The organism is Pradoshia sp., from assembly GCF_051873915.1.
In the GTDB taxonomy this organism is placed as follows: domain Bacteria; phylum Bacillota; class Bacilli; order Bacillales; family Pradoshiaceae; genus Pradoshia.
The window spans coordinates 22553-46857 of the sequence record NZ_JBJEFJ010000100.1 but is presented as its reverse complement, the minus strand read 5'-3'; the positions used below and the strand labels follow the sequence as shown (position 1 = coordinate 46857).

General features: G+C 43.8%; 25 protein-coding genes and 1 riboswitch. Of the genes, 13 read left to right on the top strand and 12 right to left on the bottom strand.

The genetic code is table 11. The features are described 5' to 3' along the window. Nucleotides 1-96 precede the first annotated feature (96 nt). The gene (locus tag ACI35L_RS09290) at nt 97-714 is read right to left on the bottom strand and encodes a cyclase family protein (RefSeq protein WP_049672818.1); all 618 of its coding nucleotides are present in this window, start codon (nt 712-714) and stop codon (nt 97-99) included. A 22-nt stretch (nt 715-736) separates the two neighbouring features. Further along, nucleotides 737-2224 carry a glucose-6-phosphate dehydrogenase gene (gene zwf / locus ACI35L_RS09285; RefSeq protein ID WP_439802728.1) on the bottom strand — a complete coding sequence of 496 codons (1488 nt, stop codon included), beginning with the start codon at nt 2222-2224 and terminating at the stop codon, nt 737-739. A 246-nt stretch (nt 2225-2470) separates the two neighbouring features. On the opposite strand from zwf, the gene rnz reads away from it, so the two are divergent. Further along, complete coding sequence (gene rnz, locus ACI35L_RS09280) at nt 2471-3388, top strand: ribonuclease Z (protein ID WP_049670268.1); 918 nt, start codon at nt 2471-2473, stop codon at nt 3386-3388. 478 nt (nt 3389-3866) lie between these two features. Here rnz and ACI35L_RS09275 read toward each other — a convergent pair whose 3' ends face one another. The 5 genes from ACI35L_RS09275 to proC form a co-directional block, all read right to left on the bottom strand. After that, nucleotides 3867-5696 (bottom strand): APC family permease, encoded by a 1830-nt coding sequence (locus ACI35L_RS09275; protein WP_439802727.1) that lies wholly within the window; start codon nt 5694-5696, stop codon nt 3867-3869. 147 nt (nt 5697-5843) lie between these two features. Beyond that, a riboswitch (cyclic di-AMP (ydaO/yuaA leader) is annotated at nt 5844-5974 on the bottom strand. Nucleotides 5975-6307: 333 nt separating this feature from the next. Further along, nucleotides 6308-7189: a DMT family transporter gene (locus ACI35L_RS09270; protein ID WP_049670270.1), complete on the bottom strand. Its 882-nt coding sequence runs from the start codon at nt 7187-7189 to the stop codon at nt 6308-6310. 249 nt (nt 7190-7438) lie between these two features. After that, nucleotides 7439-8464, bottom strand: a complete 1026-nt coding sequence (gene namA, locus ACI35L_RS09265; protein WP_439802726.1) for an NADPH dehydrogenase NamA — start codon at nt 8462-8464, stop codon at nt 7439-7441. Between the two features lie 140 nt (nt 8465-8604). Continuing rightward, nucleotides 8605-8712 carry a YjcZ family sporulation protein gene (locus ACI35L_RS09260; RefSeq protein WP_156185570.1) on the bottom strand — a complete coding sequence of 36 codons (108 nt, stop codon included), beginning with the start codon at nt 8710-8712 and terminating at the stop codon, nt 8605-8607. Between the two features lie 149 nt (nt 8713-8861). Beyond that, the gene (gene proC / locus ACI35L_RS09255; protein WP_049670272.1) at nt 8862-9710 is read right to left on the bottom strand and encodes a pyrroline-5-carboxylate reductase; all 849 of its coding nucleotides are present in this window, start codon (nt 9708-9710) and stop codon (nt 8862-8864) included. Between the two features lie 430 nt (nt 9711-10140). Between proC and ACI35L_RS09250 the strand changes: the two genes are divergently transcribed. From ACI35L_RS09250 to ACI35L_RS09230, 5 genes are all read left to right on the top strand, one after another. Beyond that, entirely contained in the window at nt 10141-11109 is a 969-nt protein-coding gene (locus tag ACI35L_RS09250) for an MBL fold metallo-hydrolase (protein ID WP_049670273.1), read from the top strand. Between the two features lie 15 nt (nt 11110-11124). After that, nucleotides 11125-11919: an SDR family NAD(P)-dependent oxidoreductase gene (locus tag ACI35L_RS09245; RefSeq protein ID WP_439802725.1), complete on the top strand. Its 795-nt coding sequence runs from the start codon at nt 11125-11127 to the stop codon at nt 11917-11919. Between the two features lie 141 nt (nt 11920-12060). Then, entirely contained in the window at nt 12061-12264 is a 204-nt protein-coding gene (locus ACI35L_RS09240; protein ID WP_049670275.1) for a zinc ribbon domain-containing protein, read from the top strand. 77 nt (nt 12265-12341) lie between these two features. Continuing rightward, entirely contained in the window at nt 12342-13073 is a 732-nt protein-coding gene (locus ACI35L_RS09235) for a DUF5694 domain-containing protein (RefSeq protein WP_049670276.1), read from the top strand. 56 nt (nt 13074-13129) lie between these two features. Then, the gene (locus ACI35L_RS09230; protein ID WP_049670277.1) at nt 13130-13438 is read left to right on the top strand and encodes a hypothetical protein; all 309 of its coding nucleotides are present in this window, start codon (nt 13130-13132) and stop codon (nt 13436-13438) included. Nucleotides 13439-13504: 66 nt separating this feature from the next. On the opposite strand, the gene ACI35L_RS09225 is transcribed toward ACI35L_RS09230, so the two are convergent. From ACI35L_RS09225 to ACI35L_RS09215, 3 genes are read right to left on the bottom strand one after another with little or no spacing between them, the layout of a single operon-like run. After that, a complete protein-coding gene (locus ACI35L_RS09225) occupies nt 13505-14239 on the bottom strand; it encodes a DUF4097 family beta strand repeat-containing protein (protein WP_049670278.1) in 735 nt (244 codons plus the stop codon). Next, nucleotides 14232-14795 carry an HAAS signaling domain-containing protein gene (locus tag ACI35L_RS09220; protein WP_049670279.1) on the bottom strand — a complete coding sequence of 188 codons (564 nt, stop codon included), beginning with the start codon at nt 14793-14795 and terminating at the stop codon, nt 14232-14234. Before ACI35L_RS09220 ends, ACI35L_RS09225 begins: the two co-directional genes overlap by 8 nt. Next, nucleotides 14789-15109 (bottom strand): PadR family transcriptional regulator, encoded by a 321-nt coding sequence (locus ACI35L_RS09215; RefSeq protein WP_439802724.1) that lies wholly within the window; start codon nt 15107-15109, stop codon nt 14789-14791. Before ACI35L_RS09215 ends, ACI35L_RS09220 begins: the two co-directional genes overlap by 7 nt. A 286-nt stretch (nt 15110-15395) precedes the next feature. Here ACI35L_RS09215 and ACI35L_RS09210 point away from each other — a divergent pair, with 286 nt between their 5' ends. The 3 genes from ACI35L_RS09210 to ACI35L_RS09200 all read left to right on the top strand — a co-directional run bounded on the left by ACI35L_RS09210 (nt 15396) and on the right by ACI35L_RS09200 (nt 20151). Beyond that, nucleotides 15396-15851: a GNAT family N-acetyltransferase gene (locus ACI35L_RS09210; protein WP_049670280.1), complete on the top strand. Its 456-nt coding sequence runs from the start codon at nt 15396-15398 to the stop codon at nt 15849-15851. A 509-nt stretch (nt 15852-16360) separates the two neighbouring features. Then, entirely contained in the window at nt 16361-18112 is a 1752-nt protein-coding gene (locus tag ACI35L_RS09205; protein ID WP_049670281.1) for an ABC transporter ATP-binding protein, read from the top strand. After that, entirely contained in the window at nt 18109-20151 is a 2043-nt protein-coding gene (locus ACI35L_RS09200; protein WP_049670282.1) for an ABC transporter ATP-binding protein, read from the top strand. Before ACI35L_RS09205 ends, ACI35L_RS09200 begins: the two co-directional genes overlap by 4 nt. Before the next feature lie 66 nt (nt 20152-20217). Here ACI35L_RS09200 and guaC read toward each other — a convergent pair whose 3' ends face one another. Then, the gene (gene guaC, locus ACI35L_RS09195) at nt 20218-21201 is read right to left on the bottom strand and encodes a GMP reductase (RefSeq protein WP_439802723.1); all 984 of its coding nucleotides are present in this window, start codon (nt 21199-21201) and stop codon (nt 20218-20220) included. A 336-nt stretch (nt 21202-21537) separates the two neighbouring features. Between guaC and ACI35L_RS09190 the strand changes: the two genes are divergently transcribed. The 3 genes from ACI35L_RS09190 (at nt 21538) to ACI35L_RS09180 (ending at nt 23220) form a co-directional block, all read left to right on the top strand. Beyond that, on the top strand, nt 21538-21801 hold the full coding sequence (locus ACI35L_RS09190) for a CD3324 family protein (RefSeq protein WP_049670284.1): 264 nt from the start codon (nt 21538-21540) through the stop codon (nt 21799-21801). 129 nt (nt 21802-21930) lie between these two features. Continuing rightward, nucleotides 21931-22569: a FusB/FusC family EF-G-binding protein gene (locus ACI35L_RS09185; protein WP_439802722.1), complete on the top strand. Its 639-nt coding sequence runs from the start codon at nt 21931-21933 to the stop codon at nt 22567-22569. A 174-nt stretch (nt 22570-22743) separates the two neighbouring features. Beyond that, the gene (locus ACI35L_RS09180; RefSeq protein ID WP_049670286.1) at nt 22744-23220 is read left to right on the top strand and encodes an Hsp20/alpha crystallin family protein; all 477 of its coding nucleotides are present in this window, start codon (nt 22744-22746) and stop codon (nt 23218-23220) included. A 43-nt stretch (nt 23221-23263) separates the two neighbouring features. On the opposite strand, the gene ACI35L_RS09175 is transcribed toward ACI35L_RS09180, so the two are convergent. Then, on the bottom strand, nt 23264-23905 hold the full coding sequence (locus tag ACI35L_RS09175) for a hypothetical protein (protein ID WP_439802721.1): 642 nt from the start codon (nt 23903-23905) through the stop codon (nt 23264-23266). A 149-nt stretch (nt 23906-24054) separates the two neighbouring features. Between ACI35L_RS09175 and ACI35L_RS09170 the strand changes: the two genes are divergently transcribed. After that, complete coding sequence (locus tag ACI35L_RS09170) at nt 24055-24231, top strand: DUF4083 domain-containing protein (RefSeq protein WP_156185571.1); 177 nt, start codon at nt 24055-24057, stop codon at nt 24229-24231. The last annotated feature ends 74 nt before the right edge of the window (nt 24232-24305 follow it).

Below are 24305 nucleotides of genomic sequence, written 5' to 3'. Positions count from 1 at the left end.
CCCCGATCAACCCGCCAAAAAAAAACGGTCCAAGCCCACCAATTAAGTGGACTTAGACCGTTTCAACCGAGACGGTGATCCCGTCAGATTGCTGGATTAGAGAATACCTTCCAGCAAAATGACGCGGGATGGCGCTGCATCAATGCCGACTAATTTCAAAGGTGCGGCTACCATGAAGTATTCGCCTGCTGGTACATCTTTTAGGCGAAGGCCTTCAATAACAATAATGTCGTTGGCAAATAATGTTCTGTGAGTTGGATGTCCTGGCTGAGCGCGTTCAACGCCAAGACCATCGATGCCAACACCTTCAATGCCGATTTCGGATACATATTTTGCTCCGCTTTCGCCAAGGGCGATAAAGTCAAAATTGAATTCTTCGTCAAAGGAGTTTTTGGTTTTAAATAGAAGGAAGTCGTCTTTTTCGATTCCGTGTCCTTCTAGATCTTCTTTTTCAATTAGTCCTTCTACTTCTGTTAGGTCAATGACTTTACATTTTCTGACTAATCTTTCCAGGCCGATTGTTTCAATAGTGTCGCCGTCATTAATCATGTGAAGAGGGGCATCTGTGTGTGTGCCGACATGGGCGTCAAGTGTGATGCGGGACTCTGTTACATGGCCGTTTGTGACTGTATTGAAGGAAGGCTGTTTGTCTTCGATGTTTTTATATACAGGCATTCCTTTGTAAATTGGCATAGATACGTCGTAAATTTTCACTGTCAAAACTCCTTCATGCAATTTATTTGTCTGTTTCTTCAACGACCGGCCACCAGTGGAAGCCGTCTTTTGCGAGCAATTCATCGGCACTTAGTGGACCCATTGAACCGGATGGATAGTTAGGGAAGCAGGCAGCTGGTTCCCTTTCCCAAGCACGGGAGATGACGTCCGTGTATTTCCAGGATAGGGCAACCTCATCCCAATGGGAGAAGTTTGTTGCGTCTCCGCGCATAGCGTCAAAGAGCAGGCGCTCATAGGCTTCCGGCGTATTGAATCTATCATACTTGGAAGTTAGGAAATTCAATTGAACAGGTGTTTTCCCGCCTTTTTTCGCATTCAGATGAAGGGTGATGCCTTCTTCCGGCTGGATGTTAATGACGAGCAGGTTCGGGTTTAATTTCTCTTCGGTACGGTAGAACAGGTTCATTGGGACATCCTTGAATTGTACGACGATTTGGGTGGATTTTTCTCCAAGTCGTTTTCCTGTACGGATGTAGAATGGAACACCAGCCCAGCGGAAGTTATCAAATAATAGTTTTCCGGCAACAAATGTTTCTGTGTTGGAGTTATCTGCAACCATGTTTTCTTCCCTGTAGCTTGGTACAAGCTTGCCGTCCATTTCGCCTGCTCCATATTGACCGCGGACGAAATAATCATCCACTTCGTCATCTTTAATCGGTTTGAGTGCACGCAGCACTTTTACCTTTTCGCTTCTGATTTCATCAGTTGAAAGCTTAATTGGCGGTTCCATTGCGAGCAGGGATACGATTTGCATGATATGGTTTTGAACCATGTCGCGCAAAGCGCCGCTGTTTTCATAATATCTTCCGCGGTCCTCGACGCCGAGGGTTTCCGTAGAGGTGATTTGGATATTGGCTATGTAATGATTATTCCATAGCGGTTCAAAGAAGGCATTCGCGAAACGGATGACTTCGATGTTTTGGACCATTTCTTTTCCGAGATAATGGTCAATCCGGTAGATTTCGTCTTCTGCAAAGGATTTGCGCAATTGGTCATTCAATTCCTTAGCGGATTCAAAATCATGTCCGAATGGTTTTTCAATGACTAGGCGTTTATAGCCGGATGTTTCAGTCAGACCGTCCTCTTTCAGGCGGGTAGCTATGGAACCGAAATATTCTGGTGCCATGGCCAGGTAGAATAGGCGGTTTCCTTTTAAGTTATATTGAGTATCAAGAGTGTCAGCTAATTTTTTTAAATCATTGAATGATGCATCTTTTTGGCTGACATCTAGGGATTGGTAATAAAAAAGCTTGGTAAATTCTTGTTTTTCTTCCGCAGGGCCATGTTCATTCATGATGGAATCGGAGATGTGCTGCTTAAGGCGTTCCGTTGTCCATTCACGTCTTCCGATGCCGATACAAGCAAAGTTCTCTGAGAGTCTTCCTTTTGTATAGAGGCGATAAAGTGATGGGAATAATTTACGCTGAGCTAAATCACCAGTTGCCCCAAAGATCATAAGCAATCCCGATTGTTTAGTAATAGTGGGCATATTCAGAACCTCTCTTTGTTTTCCTTATTTACGATATACTATTTTATATCTTGCTAAAATGATTAGCAATGAAATTGGTTTAGTGTAAATACTCTTTTTTAGTTTACATCGTATGTGAGTGAATGCAAAATATTTTCTATTTATATTATACAGGAAAAATAAGTTATGGAAGACTCAGCAATGGCTGAAAAATAAGCCGGAATGCGGTAAAATGAGTATATTGAATGTAGTTGGAGGAATGGGAGCTTGGAATTTGTATTTCTAGGAACAGGAGCGGGCATACCCGCTAAGCAGCGCAATGTCTCATCAATCGTTTTGCAGATGAATGAAGAGAGAGCCGCTAGCTGGATGTTTGATTGCGGGGAAGCGACCCAGCATCAAATATTGAAGACATCCGTAAAGACAAGGAAAATAGAGAAGATTTTTATTACCCATTTGCATGGGGACCATATATATGGCTTGCCGGGACTGCTTGGGAGCCGGTCATTCCAGGGCGGTACAGAACCACTGACAGTGTATGGGCCTGCCGGTATCAAGGAATATATTGAAACATCTCTGCGCCTTAGCCAGACCCACTTGAAGTATTCGCTTTCCTATGTAGAGATTGGGGAGGAGTCCGTCCTTTTTGAGGATGAGGCTTTTCGCGTTGAAGCTCTACCGCTTGATCATGCGGTGCTGAGCTATGGGTACCGGATTACGGAAAAGGACAAGCCTGGTGAGCTCAATGCTGCTTTGTTAATGGAAGAAAATATCCCGCCAGGTCCCTTATATAGCCGTATTAAAAAGAAAGAAATGGTTGAGTTACCTGACGGACGAGTCATTAATGGTGCTGATTATGTAGGACCGCCAAAAGAGGGCCGAATTATTACGATACTTGGAGATACAAGACCATGTGAAAATACACTGCGCTTAGCAGAGGGGGCAGACTGCCTTGTGCATGAGGCGACCTTCAAGAAAGGGCAAGAGGAGATGGCGAGGGATTATTTCCATTCGACCACTGTCCAGGCAGCGGAATGCGCGAAGGAAGCTGGAGCGAAAAGGCTCATCTTAACGCATATCAGCTCCCGTTTTACGGAAGATGATGCGGTTGAACTTCAGGCTGAGGCGAGAGCGGTTTTTCCGGAGACGGAAATCGCCCATGATCTTGCTCTCATTAAGATATGAGAAAAGAGCTGGGACATACCTAAATTTGCTGTGTGCAAAGCCGAATGGTGTATGGAATTTTAAAAAGCTGAACTATTATTACTCATGCTTAAATAGCATTTAATAATAGTTCGGCTTTTTTAGTTGCTGTTTCCTTTTGTCCCAGCCTCTTTCTTCATCTAATTAGGAGTCACTCTGCATATGAGGCTTCTATTCTTTCGCTCATCGATAAAGCGGCTCCTAATCTCATCCGTCGTACAGTTCTTGTCATGGAGTCATAAGGAATCCTTCTCTTGAGGGCCATTCTTGTTTAAAAGACAGTCCGCCTGAACCCAAGCAGGAATCCTGATGAGAGGACGAACAAGGCAGGCAAAGATGACATCTATTTTGGCTGTTTCACTTAAAAGGAGGGAGCAGGAAAAAGCCGGCTAGTACAGTGACCTAAAATGGATAATCGACCTGAAAACCACCTTGCTCTCTCTTTTGGTATTACATGATCTCACTTCATTAAATGATACGGCACAATGGTTATGATCAAGTTCTTACGATATAGCAGGTTTGCCCTGATCATAAAGCTGGATTGATTATGCAGGAAGTTATGCCAGCCTTTTTTTGGGATGAACTGCGGGAATATGACCGTTACTTGGAAATTGGCCTCCCTGGCTTTTTTCTCGACAATATTGATAAATTTATTCAGCGGCTGGATGATACTCCGATATGGTGAATATAAGGTAACAAGCTTCACATCTGGCTGCCAGGACTCCCATTTCTTTTCGAATGCCTTGATATCCTCCTTCTCAAATGCCACATAAACGGCTATCAGCCGATCTGGGGAGAGGGAGCGGGCATATTTCAAGGAATTATCCACCACACGTGTGATGCCGGATACCGGGACAATGATGACATTCCCATCCGGCGGCAATGCCTCGGTTTCCTTCGTGATTTTGAGCTGTTCACCGACTGCGATATAATGCTTGCGGATTTGGTGGAACACCCAAATGACAATCGGAAGGAAGATAAGCACTGGCCAAACCTGCTGGAATTTGGTCAAGAAGAACATCATCATGACAATGAAACAAATGATGGCACCGGCTGTATTGATTGCTAACTTCGAACGCCAGCCCCCTGGTTTCTCCTTCAGCCATTTTCTCATCATCCCGGCCTGGGCAAGGGTGAAGGGAATGAATACTCCGACAGCATAAAGCGGGATGAGATGCTCGGTGTGAACTTGAAAAGCAATAATCAAGATACTTGCTGTTACGCCTAGAAAGATGATCCCGTTTGAATACCCGAGTCGGTCGCCTCGCATCCGAAACATCCTTGGCAGGAATTGATCATTCGTTAAGTTAACCGCCAGCAACGGGAAGGCTGAGTAGCCTGTATTAGCCGCAAGTACAAGAATGAGGGCGGTTGTTCCTTGAATGAAGTAGTAAAAACCTCCTCTTGCGAATATTTCCGCGGCTACCTGAGAGACAACGGTCTCCTTCAATGCGGGAGCTGCTCCGTAATAATAACTAATGAAGACAATTCCTGAGAAAAGGAGTGCCAATAAGATTCCCATATAGGACAAGGTCTTTGCGGCATTCACCGGCTCCGGATGCTTGAAGTTCGGAATCGCATTCGAGATGGCCTCAACCCCTGTTAATGCAGAGCTTCCGGAAGCAAACGCCCTGAGCAGCAGAAAGAGCGTGATCCCTGTCACAGGTGCTCCCATTGGCGAATGAGCGGCAGGGGATACATCACCTGCTGCGATATGATATAGGCCCGCGGCAATCATGATAAATACAGCGAAAATAAATAAGTACACGGGATAGGCCAGAATAGAGGCTGACTCATTTAATCCCCGCAAATTCAGCACTGTTAACAAAAACACAAGTCCGACGGCTAAATAGACCCTGTAATCATAGAGTGCAGGAATAGCAGATGTAATCGCATCTGTTCCTGCTGATACACTGACAGCTACGGTCAAAATATAATCAATGAACAACGAACCGCCGGCAATCAGACCGGGATTCATCCCTAGGTTTTCCTTTGATACCATATAGGCGCCGCCGCCATGCGGATAGGCATATATAATTTGCCGGTATGAAAGGATGATGATAGCAAGCAGGATGACCACTCCAGCCGCAATCGGGATTGAATACCAGAACGCCGCCATTCCGATGGTCATTAAGACAATCAGGATTTGCTCTGGTCCGTATGCCACAGATGAGAGAGCATCCGATGATAGGATGGCCAGTGCCTTGGTTTTATTCAATCTTTGTTCAGATAATTGAGTTGATTTTAATGGTTTACCGATCAGTCTTCTTTTCAGCGAATAATAAAACATATTCATCACCTTGCCTGTTTAGTTTCGTGAATAAACAGACATTTTCTTCGAAAGGAATAAACCTTTGGAATAAAAAATGCCTGCAAGTCCAATGAGAAATAGACTTGCAGACACCTAGGATGTTAGTCTTGGCATCACAAGTTCCACCTTCCTTCTCAAATAACGCTTACGAGGTTAGCTGACGGATTCGGGCCATGAGTAGCCCTACCTTTTAATAAGGATTCACCCCAAGAAACATTTGGGTCCCCCGCACCATACGGTCTCAGCGATTTAGAAAATCTGAAACTGAAAATTATCATACTCCCATAAATGAAGAAAGTAAATGGGGTAAATGGCAAAAACTGAAAATAAATATTTCGACAAAAAACAGGATTGTTCATCGGCGTATGACTAAGGCATAATCAGTAAATAAGAATGCTAATATGTTAAAAAAACATCGTCTCCCTCTTAGCAGGCTTGTGAATCACTCGTGTTCAACTTCAGTCTAGTTTAAGGACGATTCTTTATGTAGCTGATAGAAAGGGAAAGTCAGATAGTTATTGATATTCTAGGAAAATGAAAAACACAAATGATAATAGAATCATTTGTGTTAAAGAGTATGATATAGTCGTTTATTCTTCCTGCGGCTCCCTAATGGCGATGAGTACCCCAATCAGAATCAAGAATGAGCCAACCCAGAAGGTCATACTGATGGTTTCTCCTAAGATTGCCCAGCCCAAAAATGTACCCACTACCGGCTGGAAGAAAAAGAAGATGCCGCCGCTTGAGGCATTGAGCATTTGCAGTCCGCGGTTCCACAAGAGGAAGGCGAGGGAGGTAGATATGATTCCTAGATAAAGGAGTCCGCCCCAAATATTTGGCTGTACCAATTCATTCAGCGAAACCTGCGGGTATCTTACAATAACAAATGGCGTTAAAACGACCACCGCAATGAGAACCGCATAGGTAGTCACGACAATCTGGGAATACCGGGTTGGCAAAAGCTTGATCAATACGGACATCAGGGCCCAAGTCAAGGCTGCGATAATGAGTGATAGTCCCCCGAGTGTGCTGGACATATCAATATCATCAATGCCGACAATGGCAATGACGCCAATGGTGGCCAAGCTGACGGATGACGCTTTTTTGAATGTTAATCGTTCTTTCAGAAGGATACTGGCGAACAGGACCATAAATGCAGGTGTCGTTGATGTGATGATGGCGCCCATTTGCGCAGTGGAAAGCATAGTCCCGGTTTCTTGCGTGAGGATGGAGAGAACATAGCCGATCAGAGAAATCGTAATGACGAGAAGAATATGTTTCTGTTTCATCTGCCACTTTTGTTTGCTCGCTAATCCAATGATAATGAGTGTGACAAGTGCGATGACATAACGCATCCAAACCAGCTCTAATGGTGGAATAACCTCTACGATATGTTTGACGACAACATACATGCCGCCCCATATACTTGAAGCTGCTGTTAAATATAATGAACCAATTAATGTTTTTTTCATTGGGTACCCTCCGTATTATTATAGGCTATCATGGCCCTTACGGAGAGAAGCAGCTCTTCTGATTCTCTCCGTTAAGAGCGGGAGAATACGGCTGGAACATCATTTTCGAATAATGGTGCTAGAAACATGTTCGTTCACTCCTTTAGTATCGTCGTTTTATTAATCCTATCAAAATGTTTGTCTGCTAATCAATTTGATTATAAAAAAAAATGGATGGAAACCATAGTCGGTCTCCATCCATTTTTATGGTTACCATCCGAATCGGTATTGAACAGGGGGCGTAATTTCGTAACGGAGTTCCTTGGCAGCATTCTTCGGCCAGTATGGATCGCGCAGAAGTTCGCGCCCAAGGAAGATAAGGTCTGCTCGGTTATTTTGGATGATTTCCTCTGCCTGTATGCCAGTTGTAATCAAGCCGACAGCACCTGTTGCGATATCAGCACCATGCTTGATGGTTTCAGAGAAAGGAACCTGATAGCCTGGATAGCTAGGAACAGGTACAGGAAGAACACCACCTGAGCTGATGTCCACCAAATCAACTCCATCCTCCTTCATCCATTTCGCATATTGGACATAATCCTCTGCTGTATAGCCATCCTTGCTGTAATCATTTGCAGAAATACGGACAAAGAGCGGCCCATCCCATACCGTTTTAACAGCTTCAATAATTTCGTGAAGGAAACGGTATTGGTTCTCTTTGGTGCCGCCGTATTCATCTGTGCGGGTATTGACGGCAGGGCTAAGGAATTCATTGATTAAATAGCCATGAGCGGCATGAATCTCAATGACCTCAAAGCCTGCTTTCTTGGCACGGACAGCTCCCTGCTTAAAGGCTTCGACCGTTTCTTTGATTTCTTCTTTCGTCATGGCCTTTGGTGTTTTATCGCCTTCTTTGAATGGAGCGGCAGAAGGGGCAATGATTTCCCCGTCAACTCCAGCTTTTCTTCCGGCATGTGCAAGCTGAATGCCAGGTACGGTTCCGTATTCTTTCATCATGGATGTCAATGTATGTAGCCCTTCAATCTGGCCATCCTCCCAGATCCCTAAATCCTGGTCGCTGATTCGGCCTTGCGGGGTGACGGATGTGGCTTCGACCACAATCAATCCAACTTGACCGACCGCTCGGCTTGTATAGTGGGCAAGATGCCAGTTTTCGACTTTCCCATCCTTGTTATGGCTTGAGTACATGCACATTGGCGCCATCACAATCCGGTTTTTGAATGTGACATCCTTAATTGTATATGGTTCAAATAATAATGGTTGCTTTGATTTCATCTGAAAATCCCTCCTTGTGCCATCATTATAACAATACCCTATATAGAGATGCGATTAGTTTGTTTCCAGGGAAATGGAAGAAAGAAAAGGCTGGCAAAGCAATAGCTTATGCCAACCCCCTCTTTAAGTGGGTGTGCTACTTAGTAAACAAAAGAAGCACCAACAATTATAAGCAAAATGAACAGAACAACAATGAAAGCGAAGCTTCCCATACCGTGTCCGCCGTAAGACCCTTTACCTTCACTCATATGTGACACCTCCTTAATGGAAGAATAGGAATTAGGGAATTGTAGCTTGTTAACCCCTATTCCTGTATATAGCATATGGAGAAAGAAAGAAATCGTTTGGACAAATATGGAAGCGCGCTGCCTTTATTTCAAGATAAGGTGTTTTAGGTCTAATTTGACAGAATCCCTTGGCTGATTTTTTTTGACAGCTCTTCCCCCATTTCACTGGAACGGTGCGTGGCTTTCTTGATGCATTCAATTAGGGCTTCCTTAACCCCTTTTTCCTCTAATATGCGAATGCCGGCTTCAGTTGTGCCTCCTGGACTTGTGACCTCCTTACGAAGCGTTTGGGGTGTTTTATCAGATGTATGGACCATTTCCGCTGCACCCATCAAGGTTTGGATGATTAGTCTTTGGGCATCCTGGGGCTCGAGGCCAATCTGCTCAGCTGATTGCTGCATTGCTTCGATTAAATAATAAATATAGGCAGGACCGCTTCCTGAAAGACCGGTGACGGCATCCATCTTATCTTCTTCGGTATAAACAGCCATGCCAACAGTCCCGAAGATCTCCTTCGCCAGCTGTTTATCTTTATCTTTCACATATTCATTGCCGCAGAGAGCCGTCGCGGATTTACCGACTGCCGCAGACGTATTGGGCATCGCTCGAATAATCGGCATGTCAATTTCCACGATGGATTTAAGGCTGGCGGTGGATATGCCTGCCGCAACAGAAATCAGCAGCATGTCCTTACGTAAATATTTCTTAACCTGTGAGAGAATAGCCAGGACATCCTTTGGTTTTACGGCAATGATGACAACATCTGACCCGTTTAAGAGGGAGGAGAGGTCCCGAGACGGTGTAACGCCGTATTCTTGTTGAAGTCTTGCCAGCTGTGTGTCATTGCTGCGGTTGCTGATCCAAATATTTTCAGGGTGACTGCCTTCGCGGGCGGCCAATCCTGAGATGAGGGCCTCGGCCATAGACCCAGCCCCAAGAAATGCGATTTTCTTATCCATTCGTATGTCCTCCTTTAAAAACAATAAAAGCCTTTCATCCGTAAAGGACGAAAGGCTATTCTTCCGTGGTACCACCTTCATTTGTGAACCGAAAGAACGCAGGGATGGTTCACAACTCTATGCCTTGTAACGTTAGCGGAACGTTCAGGTTTTCCTGAAAAGCTCAAAAGGGAGGTTCAACAAGGATAGAGGGCGATGGGGCCTTGCAGCCGGGGGTCCCAATCTCTTGCGCCATAAGGCTTGTTTACTTGACCTTTATCATTGCCGATATTGTTTCATTGTACGTTATAGTTATAGGCATTATGCAAAAAACTGCGCGTAATGTCAAGGGCTGGGATATTAAATAATGGTGAATGAGTGAAAAGGATAGAATTTCGAACCAAATTATGTAAAAATAATGATAAAAACAAGTATAGGGAGAAATGCTGAGATGACACAGACAAAGGTAGCCGAAAAAATCATCCTGCCGACACCTTTTGCGGTCGGAGATGTCAATGTATTTCTGATAGAGGGCCAGAAACTAACCTTGGTTGATGCAGGCATCAAAACGAAAGAAGCTGAAAATACCCTTGAAAGCCAGTTGAATGACCGCGGCTACACCATCTCAGATATCGATCAGGTTATCTTAACCCATCACCATTCCGATCATTGCGGATTAGTGGATCTTTTTGAAGGGAAAGAGCTGCTTGGCCATGAGGATAATCAGCGTTACCTGATTAGAAGTGAAGAATTTCTCGATTGGCAGCGTGAGTATTTTACGGAAATGTCTAAGAAAATGGGTGTGCCAAAGGAATACATGAAATACGCCAATAATGTGGAATCCATGTACACTTATTCCGGCTCCAAGCCTTTGACGGGATATTTGAAAGAGGGAGACAGGATACCTGGACATGAGGATTGGATTGTCATGGAGACATTCGGACACTCGCAGGGGCATCTCTCCTTCTATCATGAAGCGACAGGCAGTCTAATTGGAGGTGACCTGCTGATTGGAAAGATTTCACCAAACCCTATTCTTGAGCCTCCGAAGAAAAAGGGGGATGAAAGGGTTAAGCCGCAGCTTCAGCTGAACGAGAGCCTGAAGCGGATTTCAAAGGAGAAGCTGAATATTGTCTACTCCGGCCATGGGGATAATATTACGGAACCCTACAGCTTAATTGAAAAGAGATTAATCATGCAGCATGAACGGGCCATGCATGTGATGAAGGATTTAATCGGCGATGGACAGAGCACGATTTTAGAGCTTGCTATACAGTTATTCCCGAAAGCGATCAGAAGGGACCCTGCTCTTGCTTTGTTTGAGACATTAGGACAGCTGGATTATTTGGAATCCATTCATAAAGTGGAGAAGCAGGATGCAGGGGGTGTGTTATATTATAGAGTAATGACCGAAGAATAAGGAAGTGGTACAGAAATGAATGAACGGATTAAAGGCAAGACCATCGCTGTCACGGGTGCTTCCGGGGGGCTAGGAATGGAGATAGCGAGGCAGGCAGCCAAGAACGGTGCGAACCTGATCTTGATGGCGAGAAGCTATGACAAGCTCTCGGCCCTTCGTGATGAATTGATGACGAAATACTCCATTAAAGCCCATGTCTATAGCCTTGATGTATCGAAGCGGGAGAAAATAGAAGAAACCTTTAAGAAAATCAAGCAAGAGGTCGGACCGATTGATATACTCGTTAATAACGCCGGTTTCGGTGTTTTTGATACGGTGCTTGAGATGGATTTGGATGAGGCAGAAGGCATGATCGAGACAAATGTGCTCGGCTTAATTACGTGCACGAAGCTTGTGCTTCCTGACATGGTGAGCCGCCGCTCGGGACACATCATCAATATCGCCTCGCAGGCAGGAAAGATGGCTACGCCAAAATCAAGTGTTTATTCTGCAACGAAGCATGCTGTTCTAGGATTCACGAACTCCTTGCGCATGGAAATGCACGGCAGGCACGTATATGTAACCTCTGTTAATCCAGGGCCGATTCGGACCAATTTCTTTAACATCGCTGATAAGGAAGGAACCTACATAAAGAATATTGACCGGCTCATGATTGACCCGGTGAAGCTTGCCGGAAGAATCGTGGATGCGATGATGACAGGGAAGCGGGAGATCAATGCTCCGGGCTGGATGAATGCGGGCAGCAAAATTTACAGTCTCTTCCCACGAACCTTTGAGACATTAGGGAGAAGCCAATTTAATAAAAAGTAAAAACAACAACAGGTACATGACCATTTTATAGGGGTATGTACCTCTTTTTTTGCGGGTTATCTCGATAATAGTTGAAACCTTTTCCTGTTGTCCTTCGTAATGGAATTATAAATAAATGAATGACATGAGAGGAGAAGAACTATGGCTGATAAAGGCTGTGTAAAATGCGGAAGCAGGGATGCGGGTAAGAAGGAAGTGGCGATGACAGGAACGGGGTTATCGAAGTTTCTGGACGTTCAGCATAATACGTTCATCGTCGTGTATTGTAAGAATTGTGGATATTCAGAATTCTATAATAAGCAATCCTCGAAGTCATCGAATATCATTGACTTGTTTTTCGGGTGATGAAAGCAAAAACTCACCAAGAGCTTTAAGAGGAACATTGCCTAATTTAAAAAAAATATCTATACAAGGGAGAATGTATGGAAAAACCAAAAGTGATGGTGCTTGGTACCTTTCATATGCGTTACACGGCGGATATGTTCAGGCTGGATGTAGGGGATATTGGACTTGCGGAAAGACAACGGGAGATCAGGCAAGTGATCGAACGGGTAAAAGCTTTTAAGCCTACGAAGATGGCATTCGAAGTGGTTAAGAGTGAGAATGAACGTTTAAATGAGGAGTATCAAAGCTATCAGCGGGGGGAGTTTGAACTTGGGGTTGATGAAGTCTATCAATTTGGATTTCGTATCGCTGAAGAGCTTGAGCATGACCAAGTATATGCCGTTGATTGGATGGAATCGGTTGGGAACAGAGGTATTGGACAGGTGTATGATTGGGCAAAGGAACACCAGCCCGACCTATATAAGGAGATTGAAGAAAAGTATCAGAAGCCAATCCGTGAAAAGTCAGGCTCTAAGTCCATTTATGAACTGATGAAGGAGTATAATCAAGAGAGTGAGATACAATTAGGTCATGAGTTAAACATGACTGTTGCACGAATTGGCAAAGGGGAGGAATACGTCGGGATTGATTGGCTGCGTTGGTGGTATCAGCGGAACCTGATTATTTACAAGAATCTGGCTGAACTTATAACCGCTCCTGATGACCGTGTTGTATTGCTCATAGGCAGCTCACATATTCATTTAGTTTCGCAGTTTTTGAGGGAGAGCAATCTTGTCGAAGTGGTTCCTGCAAGCTTATACTTAACTTAAAGATATGTGAATCGTTCGAAATGTTTTTATCCTATGCGGGGAAGGAGGAGAGTAGGATGGATCGCGACACATTACGTTTATTGAAATGGATTTCGGCCGGAATAGAAGCATTTTTAGGAATTCCGATTTTAGGCGGAATGATCATATTAGCCACAGGCTGGGCTCCACTTGGAATTATGTTTATTTTTCATATTATACTTGTCGTTTTCTCGACCAAGGCAGGGGAAAAAGCGGCTGGTAATATCGTTGGCATTATCACCTCGGTCGTCGGGTTTATCCCATTTTTAGGGATGATCATGCATCTAGTTACAGCCGCCGTCATTGCACTTGAGACAGCAAGCCAGAAAAAGGCGGGAGCAGAATAGCTTTGTATGTAAAAGCACGAATGTGGATGAATACATTCGTGCTTTTTTGGTTCATTGTTCTTTAGATTAGTTAGTAAGGTCTATGTCGCCAACCTCTGTTTTCAAATCAACAGCGATGCTGCCATTACCGCTCATATAGCTGCTCGATTTCTTTCCGAATATTTGAATGCTACCGATTTCTGAATTAGCACTAATATAATGGTCCTTGGGTGTTTCACTAATAGAAACCGCAATATCGCCAATCTCGTTGCTGGCGGTAATAGACGCTTTTATTGCCGGGACTTTAATGTTAATATTGCCTATCTCATTTTTTAAGACAAGTTTTCCGGCAGAATCCTTGATATTGATATCCCCAACCTCTGATTCACATTTAATAATTTCCGCATTGATGCCTGAAATGTCAATTGAGCCCACTTCAGTATCTGCAGTGATTTGCCGAAAGGTCTTTTCTGGAAGATGAATAATTAGATCGGTTGCTTGCTTGTTGAACTGGATACCAAAATTAATGCCAGCTTGATTAGGTGTTGATATTTTAAGTGTGCGCCCATCTTGTTCGATATTAATCGATTGGCCTTTCTTTGGTCCAATTGATTCAACCGTGACAGCATCCCCATCCGTTTGTTGAATCGTTAGAGAACCAAGATTACCTTTAATGTCAATTTCGTCAATGATGACGTCAGCGAAAGTCGTGGCACTCTTTTCCTGCTCTGAAGCGGAGAAGTAAGACTTTGCTGTAAGAAGGGCGCCGATACCGCCAATGGCTATTAATAGGACTCCAGTAATGAAAATCTTTTTAAACATATGATTCCCTGCCCTTCACAATGTTCATATTCCATTTGCAATAACGAATGGTCAGTCTCATGGAGAGTTTGGATAGATGGTACATCCCGATGAACAGGAGAAGACCAAGGCCGCAAGCCCCAATAGAGACGAAAACCTCAAAAAGGGAGAAATGATTGAAATCAAACAAAATCTCGGCTAATTGGATGATGGGAGCGGCAATCATGGTTATACTGGCAATCCATCCGGCAAACAGGATGCTGACGATGGCAATCATTGGGCCGACAATAAGGAGAAAATTCAAGAATCCTAGTCCAATGGTCAGGCCGATTATACGAAGAACATTAGTCATGGAGAGGTTATGTTCAGTTTTTTCGATGGAGCTATTAAGCACCAACTCTTTCGCTATTGTTTTTGGTGAACCAAGGCCTAAGGCAATCTCTTGTTCTGTTTTTCCCTCTAGCAAGCCAAGGTCGAAATACTCGGCATAATCTGCAAGAATTTCAGCCTGCTCATTTGGCGGGAGCCCGCGAAGCTGTTCAGCTAGTTCTTTCATGAATGCTTCTTTGTTCAACACTCTTCACCCTCTTTAATAATTTGATTAACACCAATAGAAAATGTACGCCACTCCTCTATCAATTGTTCCATATAGGTACGACCACTTTGTGTCATATGATAATACTTTCGTGAAGGTCCTTCTGTCGATTCTTTAAGGTAGGTTGTAAAAAACTCTTCCTTTGTGAGGCGTCTTAGAAGAGGGTAAACGGCCCCTTCGGAGATTTCGAATTTATGGGAGATCTCCTGCACGAGCTCATAGCCGTACCGGTCCCGCTTATTCACAAGAACAAGAACACATAACTCCAGCACACCTTTCTTAAATTGGACATTCACTTCGTACCCTCCTTTCTGAGCTATTATATAATCTTAGGTAGTATCTATAGTATGACATTTAGTACTATTTATTGCAAGGTAGTTTTAAAAAATTAACAAATGTACAAATTCATCATTTAAAACCATCTTAAAATGAATGGGATAAGTGTAGTGAACTTTTGTCTTTCTACAGTATCAATTGAATCTAAGACTAGGCAGATTTATTTCTATAATAAATCTTTAAAGAAAGTGTGAAGTTGCTATACTTAACTCATCACAATCGTGTCATAGGAAGGTGCGGACGGAAATGAAAATTAAACTAGACGATTTATCAAGCAGGGAGATGGCTGATTTAATAAGTGAACATCTCGCAGGCATGTATCTGACTTCTCCTCCTGAGAGCATCCATGCTCTTGGTCTTGAGGAACTGAGGAAACCGGATGTAACCGTATGGAGTGCCTGGGAGAATGGAGAGTTATTAGGCTGCGGAGCGTTAAAGGAGCTTGATTCCCAACATGGTGAAATCAAATCAATGCGTACGGCTGCAGCTCATTTGCGCAAAGGCACTGCAAGAGCATTGCTTGCTTTCATAATAGACGAAGCCCGTAAGCGAGGATACAGAAGGCTTTCCTTAGAGACGGGCTCGATGGAAGCCTTCTCTCCAGCCCGAAAGCTGTATGAAAGCTTTGGATTTACCTATTGTCCGCCTTTTGCCGATTATTGGGATGATCCAAATAGTGTGTTCATGACGAAGGAACTGTGAGGATATGAGGGGCTTGCAGGCTTGCGAGTTAGTGGGCATTAGCTTAATTTTTTAAATTTTTTAAATTTACAATTGACTAACAATTCCAAAAGTAGTAACCTATGTTAAGTAAATAACCAATTCACTTACCAATGAAAGGAGGGCTGTACGATGAAAAGAGTAAAACCAGTATTTATTTCAACTGATGTTCATATTCATTGTGCAGTCCTCTTGTTTCGATAAACGAGGTTAACCATTCGTTTTGAACGAAAGGCTGCACGCTGCTGTGTGAGCCCCTTGTGTTCGTTAGGATTGTAAGGGCGTGTTTTCACGTCTTTATGGATTCTTTCGGATATAAGGGCGCCTCGCCGGCACCGCTGCAGTCTTTTTTTGTTGGTTGATAAGGTTATGAATAAAAGGGAGGAATGAAGATGATGAGACGTTTATTCACGGTCAAGATTTCAAAAGAGGAATCGATGAACAGTACGTAGCCATAACAGATAGCGGAATGAAGATGAGGAGGGGATGGAATGTTTTCGGTTTTTAAGAAATTAGGATGGTTTTTTAAAGAACATTGGATACGATATACGGTTGCTATCATTCTATTGAATGTGGTGAATGTGCTTGAGGTTCTGCCGCCAATGCTGGTCGGAATGGCCATTGATGATATTGGGATGGGAACCATGACGAATGATACACTGATGACTTATATTTGGTGGATGATTGCCCTGATCGTTTCCTTATATGGTTTGACCTATATTTGGAATTATCAGCTCTTTAGCGGGGCATTTGTCCTTGAGAGAAAGCTGCGTTCGGGCTTTATGGGCCATCTTTTGAAGATGACGCCGACCTTTTACGAGAAGAATCGGACCGGCGATTTAATGGCAAGGGCGACGAATGATCTGAAATCCATTTCTGTTACCGCGGGTTACGGAATTTTGACTTTGATGGATTCATCGCTCTATATGCTGGCAATCTTGCTCACAATGGCGATTACGATCAGCTGGGAATTGACGCTTGCGGCCTTTCTGCCCCTGCCGCTTATGGCGTGGGCCGTGAATAAGGGCGGCAAGAAGATTCATGAGTATTTCACAGCTGCGCAGGATGCCTTCGGCGAGCTGAACGATAAGGTACTGGAATCGGTTGCCGGCGTCCGTGTAATTCGTGCCTATGTTCAGGAGCGGGCGGATGAGAAACGCTTTGAGGAAATGACGGAGGATGTGTATAAGAAGAACATGGATGTAGCTAAGGTGGATTCCTTCTTTGATCCGGTCATTACCTTTGTTATCGGTATCAGTTATCTGATCAGCCTTGGGTATGGGGCTAATCTCGTTTTTGCCCAGCAACTCTCTATCGGTCAGCTTGTCACATTCAATGTCTACTTGACGATGCTGATATGGCCGATGATTGCCATTGGCGAACTGATTAATATTATGCAGAGAGGGAATGCCTCGCTTGATAGGATGAATGAAACGCTCAGCTATGAGGCGGATGTCAAGAATGTGGAAGAGCCGGTTGAGGTTGAAGACCCGGCAACCGTTGCTTATGAAGATGTCCGTTTCCGTTACCCTTCCTCGAAGGTAGATAATCTCGCTGAAGTAAATGTCAATATCGGCAAGGGGGAGACCATCGGGATTGTCGGGAAAACAGGCAGCGGGAAGACGACCTTTATCAAGCAGCTGCTGCGTGAGTATCCTGCTGGTGAGGGAGTCCTTGCAATTGCGGATATCCCAATTGAGAAGCAGCCGCTTGATGGAGTGCGTGACTGGATTGGCTATGTACCGCAGGACCATGTCTTATTCTCAAAGACCATTCGGGAGAATATTCTCTTCGGTAATAAAAATGCGACAGAGGAAGAGTTCTGGAGAGCCATCCGCTTAGCTGATTTTGAGAAGGACCTAATCATGCTGCCGAATGAACTTGAAACATTAGTGGGAGAAAAGGGAATCGCGCTGTCAGGCGGTCAGAAGCAGCGAATCTCTATCGCAAGAGCATTGATTAAGAATCCGGAGATTTTGATATTGGATGATTCTTTGTCAGCGGTCGATGCGAAGACAGAGACGACCATTATTAAGAATATTCAAGAAGAACGAAGCGGGAAAACGACGATGATTACAACGCATCGCCTGTCTGCGGTACAGCATGCCGACTGGATTATTGTCCTTGATGACGGAAGGGTCATCGAAGAGGGCACTCATGAAGATTTAGTCTTGAAGGGCGGCTGGTACAAGGAACAATTTGAACGCCAGCAAGTTGAGGCGAATACGGGGGTGAGCGCATGAATGAACATCTCGAACAAACGGAATCCAGTGCGAAAACGATGAAGCGTCTGTACCGCTATGCGGTCCGCTTCAAAGGCACGATTATTCTCGCCCTCATCATGCTCTCTATTTCTGTTGCGGCTGAACTCATTGGCCCTTATATCGGGAAGAATATTATCGATAATCATATTATGGGAATAGAAGAGCCATGGGTAGAGACAGAAAAGACGGAGGATGCCGTCCAGTTTGAAGGGAAATGGTATAAGCGGGAGGCTTATCTGCAAGAGGGGGAATGGAGCGGAGAGGCAGTTTCCGTTGTCCAGACGGGAACCACCTTCCTCTTCCTGAACGAGCCGCTTAAGTTTGATGGAGAACGCTCCTATGAAGAGGGGAAATTGACTGTTACCAATGGCGGAAAGACGGCTGAATATGAAGCGGCTAAACTGTCAGGCACGGAGATTATGCAGTTTTATGAGCCGGAGATTAATCGAATCATCAAGTTGATTTTGATTTATTTCGCCATTATGGTCGTAGCCTTCTTCTTCCAATATGGGCAGAGCTATTATTTACAGAAAGCAGCCAATCGGATTATTCAATCCATGCGGATGGAGGTATTTGCTCATATTCAGCGCCTTCCAATCCGATACTTTGATAATTTGCCAGCAGGGAAGCTGGTTGCGCGTATTACGAATGACACAGAGGCTATCCGCGAACTGTATGTCAGAGTGCTCGCAAATTTCTTCTCAAGCACGGTGAACATCATTGGGATAATTATCGCCTTGTTTTTACTTAGTCCAAAGCTTGGAGCGATCACGCTCTTGGTCATCCCGATTCTCATCGTATGGACGATTGTGTTCCGTAAATTTGCGACGAAATATAACCGGGTCATCCGAGCTAGAATCAGTGATATCAATGCAATGATCAATGAATCCATCAATGGGATGACCATCATTCAGGCATTCCGGCGTGAGAAGGAGACGCAGGCAGAGTTTGAGGAGCTGAACTCAGAGCATTATATTTACCAGAGCAAAATGCAGCGCTTGAATTCTCTCTTGAACGGAAATCTTGTCGGTGCCTTCCGCGTCATTACGCTGACGCTCTTTATCTGGTACTTCGGCGGACTTGCCGCTTCGGGTGAATCTGTTGTAACGCTTGGGGTGCTGTATGCGATGGTCAATTATTTAAACAGGCTATTTCATCCTATTTCGGGGATTGTCAACCAATTCGCCAATTTTGAACAAGCGATGGTTGCCGGAGAACGTGTATTCTCTCTTCTTGACGAAAACGGAACAGATGTCGAGGATAAGCGGATAGCACGCTTGAATGGACATGTCGAATTTAAAGAAGTGTCGTTTGGTTATAAAGAAGGAGAACACGTCTTGAAGAATATTAGCTTTGAGGCGAATCAAGGAGAGACAATTGCACTTGTTGGTCATACTGGCTCCGGAAAGAGCTCCATTATGAATCTCTTATTCCGTTTCTATGATTACCAAGAAGGAGCGATTCTTCTGGATGGAAAAGAATTGAAGGATATCCCAAGGCAGACGCTGCGAGAGCATATGGGCATTGTCCTGCAGGACCCGTATCTCTTTACAGGGACAATTCTCTCCAATATCACGCTTGATGATCCGAAGATTACGAAGGAAGCAGCAGAGAAGGCTTTAAGGGATGTTGGGGCAGATCGTGTCCTTGCCAATCTTGAGCATGGCTTTGATGAGCCTGTGGTTGAGAAGGGCAGTACGTTATCCTCTGGTCAGCGCCAATTGATATCCTTTGCCAGGGCATTAGCCTTTAATCCAGCAATCCTTATCCTAGATGAAGCGACATCAAGCATTGATACGGAAACAGAGACACTCATACAAGAGGCGATGGATGTCCTCAAAAAAGGACGGACGACCTTTATCATTGCCCATCGTCTGTCAACTATTAAGAATGCAGACCAAATCCTGGTTCTTGATAAAGGGGAGATTGTTGAGCGGGGCAGCCATGATGAACTGATGAGCTTGAAGGGCAGATATTATCAAATGTATGAGCTGCAATCAGGGAAGAGGGCTGGATAATAGATAAATAGAAAGGAGGCGCTCCTATTGAACGCCTCCTTTTTGTGCAAGTAGCATGATGAAAGATTAGAATACTCGATCTCCGTTAAAGATGGAATTCTTCACGACAACATAGTCAACGGTGCGGATTGCTTCTATTGTTTTCCCGCCGGCATAGGAGATGGAGGATTGGAGGTCCTGTTCCATTTCAATCAATGTATCCATTAGAGGACCTTTATACTCAACATACATTTTCTTGCCTTCCACATTTCGTCGTTCGCCTTTTTGGTATTCAGATGCGGATCCGAAGTATTCTTTGTAACGTTTCCCGTCTATCTCAAAGCTTTCGCCTGGTGATTCTTCATGCCCGGCAAAAAGGGAGCCAATCATAACCATTGTTGCTCCGAAACGGATGGATTTCGCGATATCACCATGTGTGCGGATACCGCCGTCAGCGATGATTGGCTTTGTTGCAGCTTTACCGCATAGGCGAAGAGCCGCCAGCTGCCAGCCGCCTGTACCGAAGCCAGTCTTGATTTTGGTAATGCATACTTTACCTGGTCCAATGCCGACCTTGGTGGCGTCAGCACCGGCATTTTCAAGCTCTCTCACGGCTTCAGGAGTGCCGACATTTCCGGCGATGACAAAGCTCTCCGGCAAATACTTCTTGATATGCTGAATCATCTTGATCACAGAGTTCGAGTGACCATGTGCAATATCGATTGTGATGTAATCAGGAAGAAGGCCATCCTTCGCGAGACGCTCGATAAATTCATATTCTTCTGGTTTGACACCGACACTGATGGATGTGATCAACCCGCGGGCTTGCATCTTTTGAATAAAGGCAACACGTTCTTCCGGGTGGAATCGATGCATGATATAGAAATAGCCATTTTCGGCCAGCTTGACTGCGATGTTTTCATCGATAATGGTTTGCATGTTTGCAGGCACGACAGGGAGCTTGAAGGAATGAGCTCCAAGTGTAACGGTTGTGTCACATTCTGAACGGCTGTCAACTATGCATTTTGCGGGAATTAGCTGGATATCTTCGTAATCAAATACTTTTCTCATGTGTTTGCACCTCTATATCCGAATGAAATTATTTTGTTTTGTAATAATGTTCGTCCTTTTGTAATGTACAATACTTTCAGGCAGAAGTCAAAAGGATAATTTTTCTGTGTGGAAAGGTCTATTGTTTACTTGGGGACGAAAGACGTATAATCAGTGAGCAAGAGTAAAAAATGGAGGTGGTCAGCATGCGAAAGCAGGATACTCAAGCGTTCCATATGAAGCCTTTTATTAGCGGCGATCCTTCATATGGAGCGGCATTGTAGTACACATTTAATCGCCCAATCATAAAAGGCTCAATTCGTTATTTAACCAAAATAATGAAGGAGCGAGCCTAACATGAAATATCAATCGGCCAATAGAATTCTCCCAAAGGAACTACTTGAGGAAATTCAAAAATATATAGACGGTGACTTACTGTATATTCCCGTCAAAGAGGAAGAAAGAAAACCATGGGGCAGTTTGACCAAGGCAAAGGAATATACGAATAAAAGGAATGAGGAAATAAGGGCTTCTTATCGGCAAGGCGCAGCAATTACCGAATTGGCTGACCAGTACAGCCTCTCCCCTTATACCATTCGTAATATACTCTATCGAAAGTAGGCACCAAGCAGGGGGCTGCGCTTAATACGGCAGCTCTCTGCATGGTGCCAATTTCTTTTTATATGAAAGATGAATGTTTATCCAGCGAGTCAAGCATGATAAAATGGAAAAACGGAGGTGAAGGCAAGAATGAAACCGTTTATTGAAAACCACCAATACGTCTTTATTCGGGAAAAAGCAAGGCAGATTGTGCATGCGCGTCATACAGTTCATGATCGGCATGTGCAGGAAACCTTTATTGATAACAGTCAATTCTATGTGTATGAACAGTTCCAGACATTGACGGATGAACAGAGAGAGTGCCTGAACGACTTGAGTGAAATTAGAACAGAAGCAGATTATGAGAGATTCTTAAGTGAACTTGTCAAATGGAGAATTCCTTTTCCTGCTCTATCTGACGCTCAGCTGACAAAGCTCTTCCGAAAGGTGAAGAAACTCCAGTATCCGCTGCTTCCGCAGGAGCAAATGGAGGAGCTTACGTATTTCGGCTGGACGCATAATGAACGCAAATTTATCGTGAAAGCCGTGGATGGAAGCTTGAGGGGAATCAGCGGTCGAATCACACCTTCATCGAAACAGGGATTATGCCACTTTTGTCACAAGCAGGCTGAGGTCGGTTTATTCTCTGTGGAGAGAAAGGTTAGAGGAAAGTCGATGAATTATCAGGCATTTGCCCACTATATCTGTCAGGACAGTATGCAATGTAATCAGCACCTCGCAAATGTTGAGCGAATTGATGCGTTTATGCGGGAAGCATTAGGATTGTAAAAGAATATCGTTATTCAAAAATAATGGTGAATAGAGAAGGAAGAGAGAAGAAGAAATAAAATTTATCAGTATAAAGTGGCTAAAAAATATATTTAAATAGTTTATTTGCTCTCATACAGGGTATAGCGATTATTGTGCTTTACAATAATTGATTATAAGGAGAGCGATTGCAGCATGAAACCAATTCGTCACAAACATCCAGAAAATCAATCAGTACAGCCATCTTACCCAAATGACTGGAACGGACTATTGCAGCGTTTTTTTGATGATACGCCGTTTTCTTTGTCTAATTCCTTCTTTACTGACCCTGACAAGCTTGTTCCGGCAATGAATATTTCTGAGAAGAAAGACAGCTACTTGATTGAGCTGGAGCTTCCAGGAGTAGATCCTGAGGAAGTTGACATTGAGCTTGAAGGCAATGTGATGGTCGTAAAAGGAGAAAAGAGTGTTCGCAGCAAACATGAGGAAAAGGATACACGCATGCATGTGGAAGAACATAGCTATGGGTCCTTCTACAGAAGCTTTACCTTGCCAGGCAATATCAATGTGGACAAGATTGAAGCAGAAAGCAAAAATGGCATGCTTTATATTGATGTACCGAAAAAGGAAGTCAGCAAATCACATAAGATTAACATCATGCATAAAGAATAAAGGATAGATGACACCCGGAAACGAGATTTCCGGGTGTTATTTTTTACCGGATAAAGCGCGCTTTAATTAAATAGGCAATATCATAATCTTGGAGTTCTTCTTGTTCATTGCCTAGCTTGTGGAAAAGCTCGCTGCTTACGGAACTTATGCCGCTGTCGTCACTGGAAAATCCGATGTATCCCAACAAGAAATCTTCATTATCGGGTATGCTTTTTTCTTCTTCCAGGCTTCCCCAAACCATTCCCATCTTTTCGAACTGGTCATCCTTTGTTTGATTTTCATCTGTTTGAGCTGTCGTCATGAATTGCCCATTGTTACCAATACCAATCTGGTAAGTGAACGGCATATCTTCTTCGACGCTTCTTGGTGCGGCAAATACGATGGTTCCGCTGTCCTTAAAGGAATCCGTGCCGCTCAAGCCTGATTTATCATCGATTAATTTTCCAAAGCGATATTTTTCAATCCAGACCTTTATTTCCTTATACTGATTGGCCAATTGAAAGTCAAATACCATGGCCGTTTCCGCTGCAGTTGTCAGAATGGTATTCTCTCGATCGGAGAAGCTTTGAACACTGCTGATTGTATTATCTTTTTGTCTGCTCTTCTCCGAAGCAATGGATTCCTCACACCCGTAGAGGACCGTAGTAAGCAGCCCAACCGTCATCAAGATTTTTAGTCTTTTCATCTTTTCCCCCTTGTTTCTCTATCAATATATTTCTTTACTAATTCGATTAGTAGGAGCCTATTTCCTTTTTTTATAGAGAAATAGCTATTCTTCGATTTGGTGATTGTAAAAATAAACCATAATCTATACACTAGATTTGAGGTGATGATATGAGCAGCAGCTTTAATACAGGGGATATCCTTTTTCAATTATTCAGTTTCATTGTTTTGGCAGTTTTCATTACAGGGATTATTGCCTTTATTCGTTCTCGTAAAAGACGGAATGAGCAGCTTGAGCGCATGGAGAAGAAAATTAATGAACTAAGCGAAGAGCTGAGGAAAAAATAATTGAATTGAAAACAGGCCCATTGACCTAAAGGAATCTAGCACAAACAAGTGGAATAATTTGGTAGATAGAGTGA

Excerpts from the sequence above, each read along its gene's own strand:
- zwf (WP_439802728.1), bottom strand. The coding sequence starts at position 2,224 with ATGCCCACTATTACTAAACAATCGGGATTGCTTATGATCTTTGGGGCA.
- ACI35L_RS09275 (WP_439802727.1), bottom strand. The coding sequence starts at position 5,696 with ATGTTTTATTATTCGCTGAAAAGAAGACTGATCGGTAAACCATTAAAA.
- ACI35L_RS09270 (WP_049670270.1), bottom strand. The coding sequence starts at position 7,189 with ATGAAAAAAACATTAATTGGTTCATTATATTTAACAGCAGCTTCAAGT.
- namA (WP_439802726.1), bottom strand. The coding sequence starts at position 8,464 with ATGAAATCAAAGCAACCATTATTATTTGAACCATATACAATTAAGGAT.
- ACI35L_RS09260 (WP_156185570.1), bottom strand. The coding sequence starts at position 8,712 with ATGAGTGAAGGTAAAGGGTCTTACGGCGGACACGGTATGGGAAGCTTC.
- proC (WP_049670272.1), bottom strand. The coding sequence starts at position 9,710 with ATGGATAAGAAAATCGCATTTCTTGGGGCTGGGTCTATGGCCGAGGCC.
- ACI35L_RS09250 (WP_049670273.1), top strand. The coding sequence starts at position 10,141 with ATGACACAGACAAAGGTAGCCGAAAAAATCATCCTGCCGACACCTTTT.
- ACI35L_RS09245 (WP_439802725.1), top strand. The coding sequence starts at position 11,125 with ATGAATGAACGGATTAAAGGCAAGACCATCGCTGTCACGGGTGCTTCC.
- ACI35L_RS09240 (WP_049670275.1), top strand. The coding sequence starts at position 12,061 with ATGGCTGATAAAGGCTGTGTAAAATGCGGAAGCAGGGATGCGGGTAAG.
- ACI35L_RS09235 (WP_049670276.1), top strand. The coding sequence starts at position 12,342 with ATGGAAAAACCAAAAGTGATGGTGCTTGGTACCTTTCATATGCGTTAC.
- ACI35L_RS09230 (WP_049670277.1), top strand. The coding sequence starts at position 13,130 with ATGGATCGCGACACATTACGTTTATTGAAATGGATTTCGGCCGGAATA.
- ACI35L_RS09225 (WP_049670278.1), bottom strand. The coding sequence starts at position 14,239 with ATGTTTAAAAAGATTTTCATTACTGGAGTCCTATTAATAGCCATTGGC.
- ACI35L_RS09210 (WP_049670280.1), top strand. The coding sequence starts at position 15,396 with ATGAAAATTAAACTAGACGATTTATCAAGCAGGGAGATGGCTGATTTA.
- ACI35L_RS09205 (WP_049670281.1), top strand. The coding sequence starts at position 16,361 with ATGTTTTCGGTTTTTAAGAAATTAGGATGGTTTTTTAAAGAACATTGG.
- ACI35L_RS09200 (WP_049670282.1), top strand. The coding sequence starts at position 18,109 with ATGAATGAACATCTCGAACAAACGGAATCCAGTGCGAAAACGATGAAG.
- guaC (WP_439802723.1), bottom strand. The coding sequence starts at position 21,201 with ATGAGAAAAGTATTTGATTACGAAGATATCCAGCTAATTCCCGCAAAA.
- ACI35L_RS09190 (WP_049670284.1), top strand. The coding sequence starts at position 21,538 with ATGAAATATCAATCGGCCAATAGAATTCTCCCAAAGGAACTACTTGAG.
- ACI35L_RS09185 (WP_439802722.1), top strand. The coding sequence starts at position 21,931 with ATGAAACCGTTTATTGAAAACCACCAATACGTCTTTATTCGGGAAAAA.
- ACI35L_RS09180 (WP_049670286.1), top strand. The coding sequence starts at position 22,744 with ATGAAACCAATTCGTCACAAACATCCAGAAAATCAATCAGTACAGCCA.
- ACI35L_RS09175 (WP_439802721.1), bottom strand. The coding sequence starts at position 23,905 with ATGAAAAGACTAAAAATCTTGATGACGGTTGGGCTGCTTACTACGGTC.
- ACI35L_RS09170 (WP_156185571.1), top strand. The coding sequence starts at position 24,055 with ATGAGCAGCAGCTTTAATACAGGGGATATCCTTTTTCAATTATTCAGT.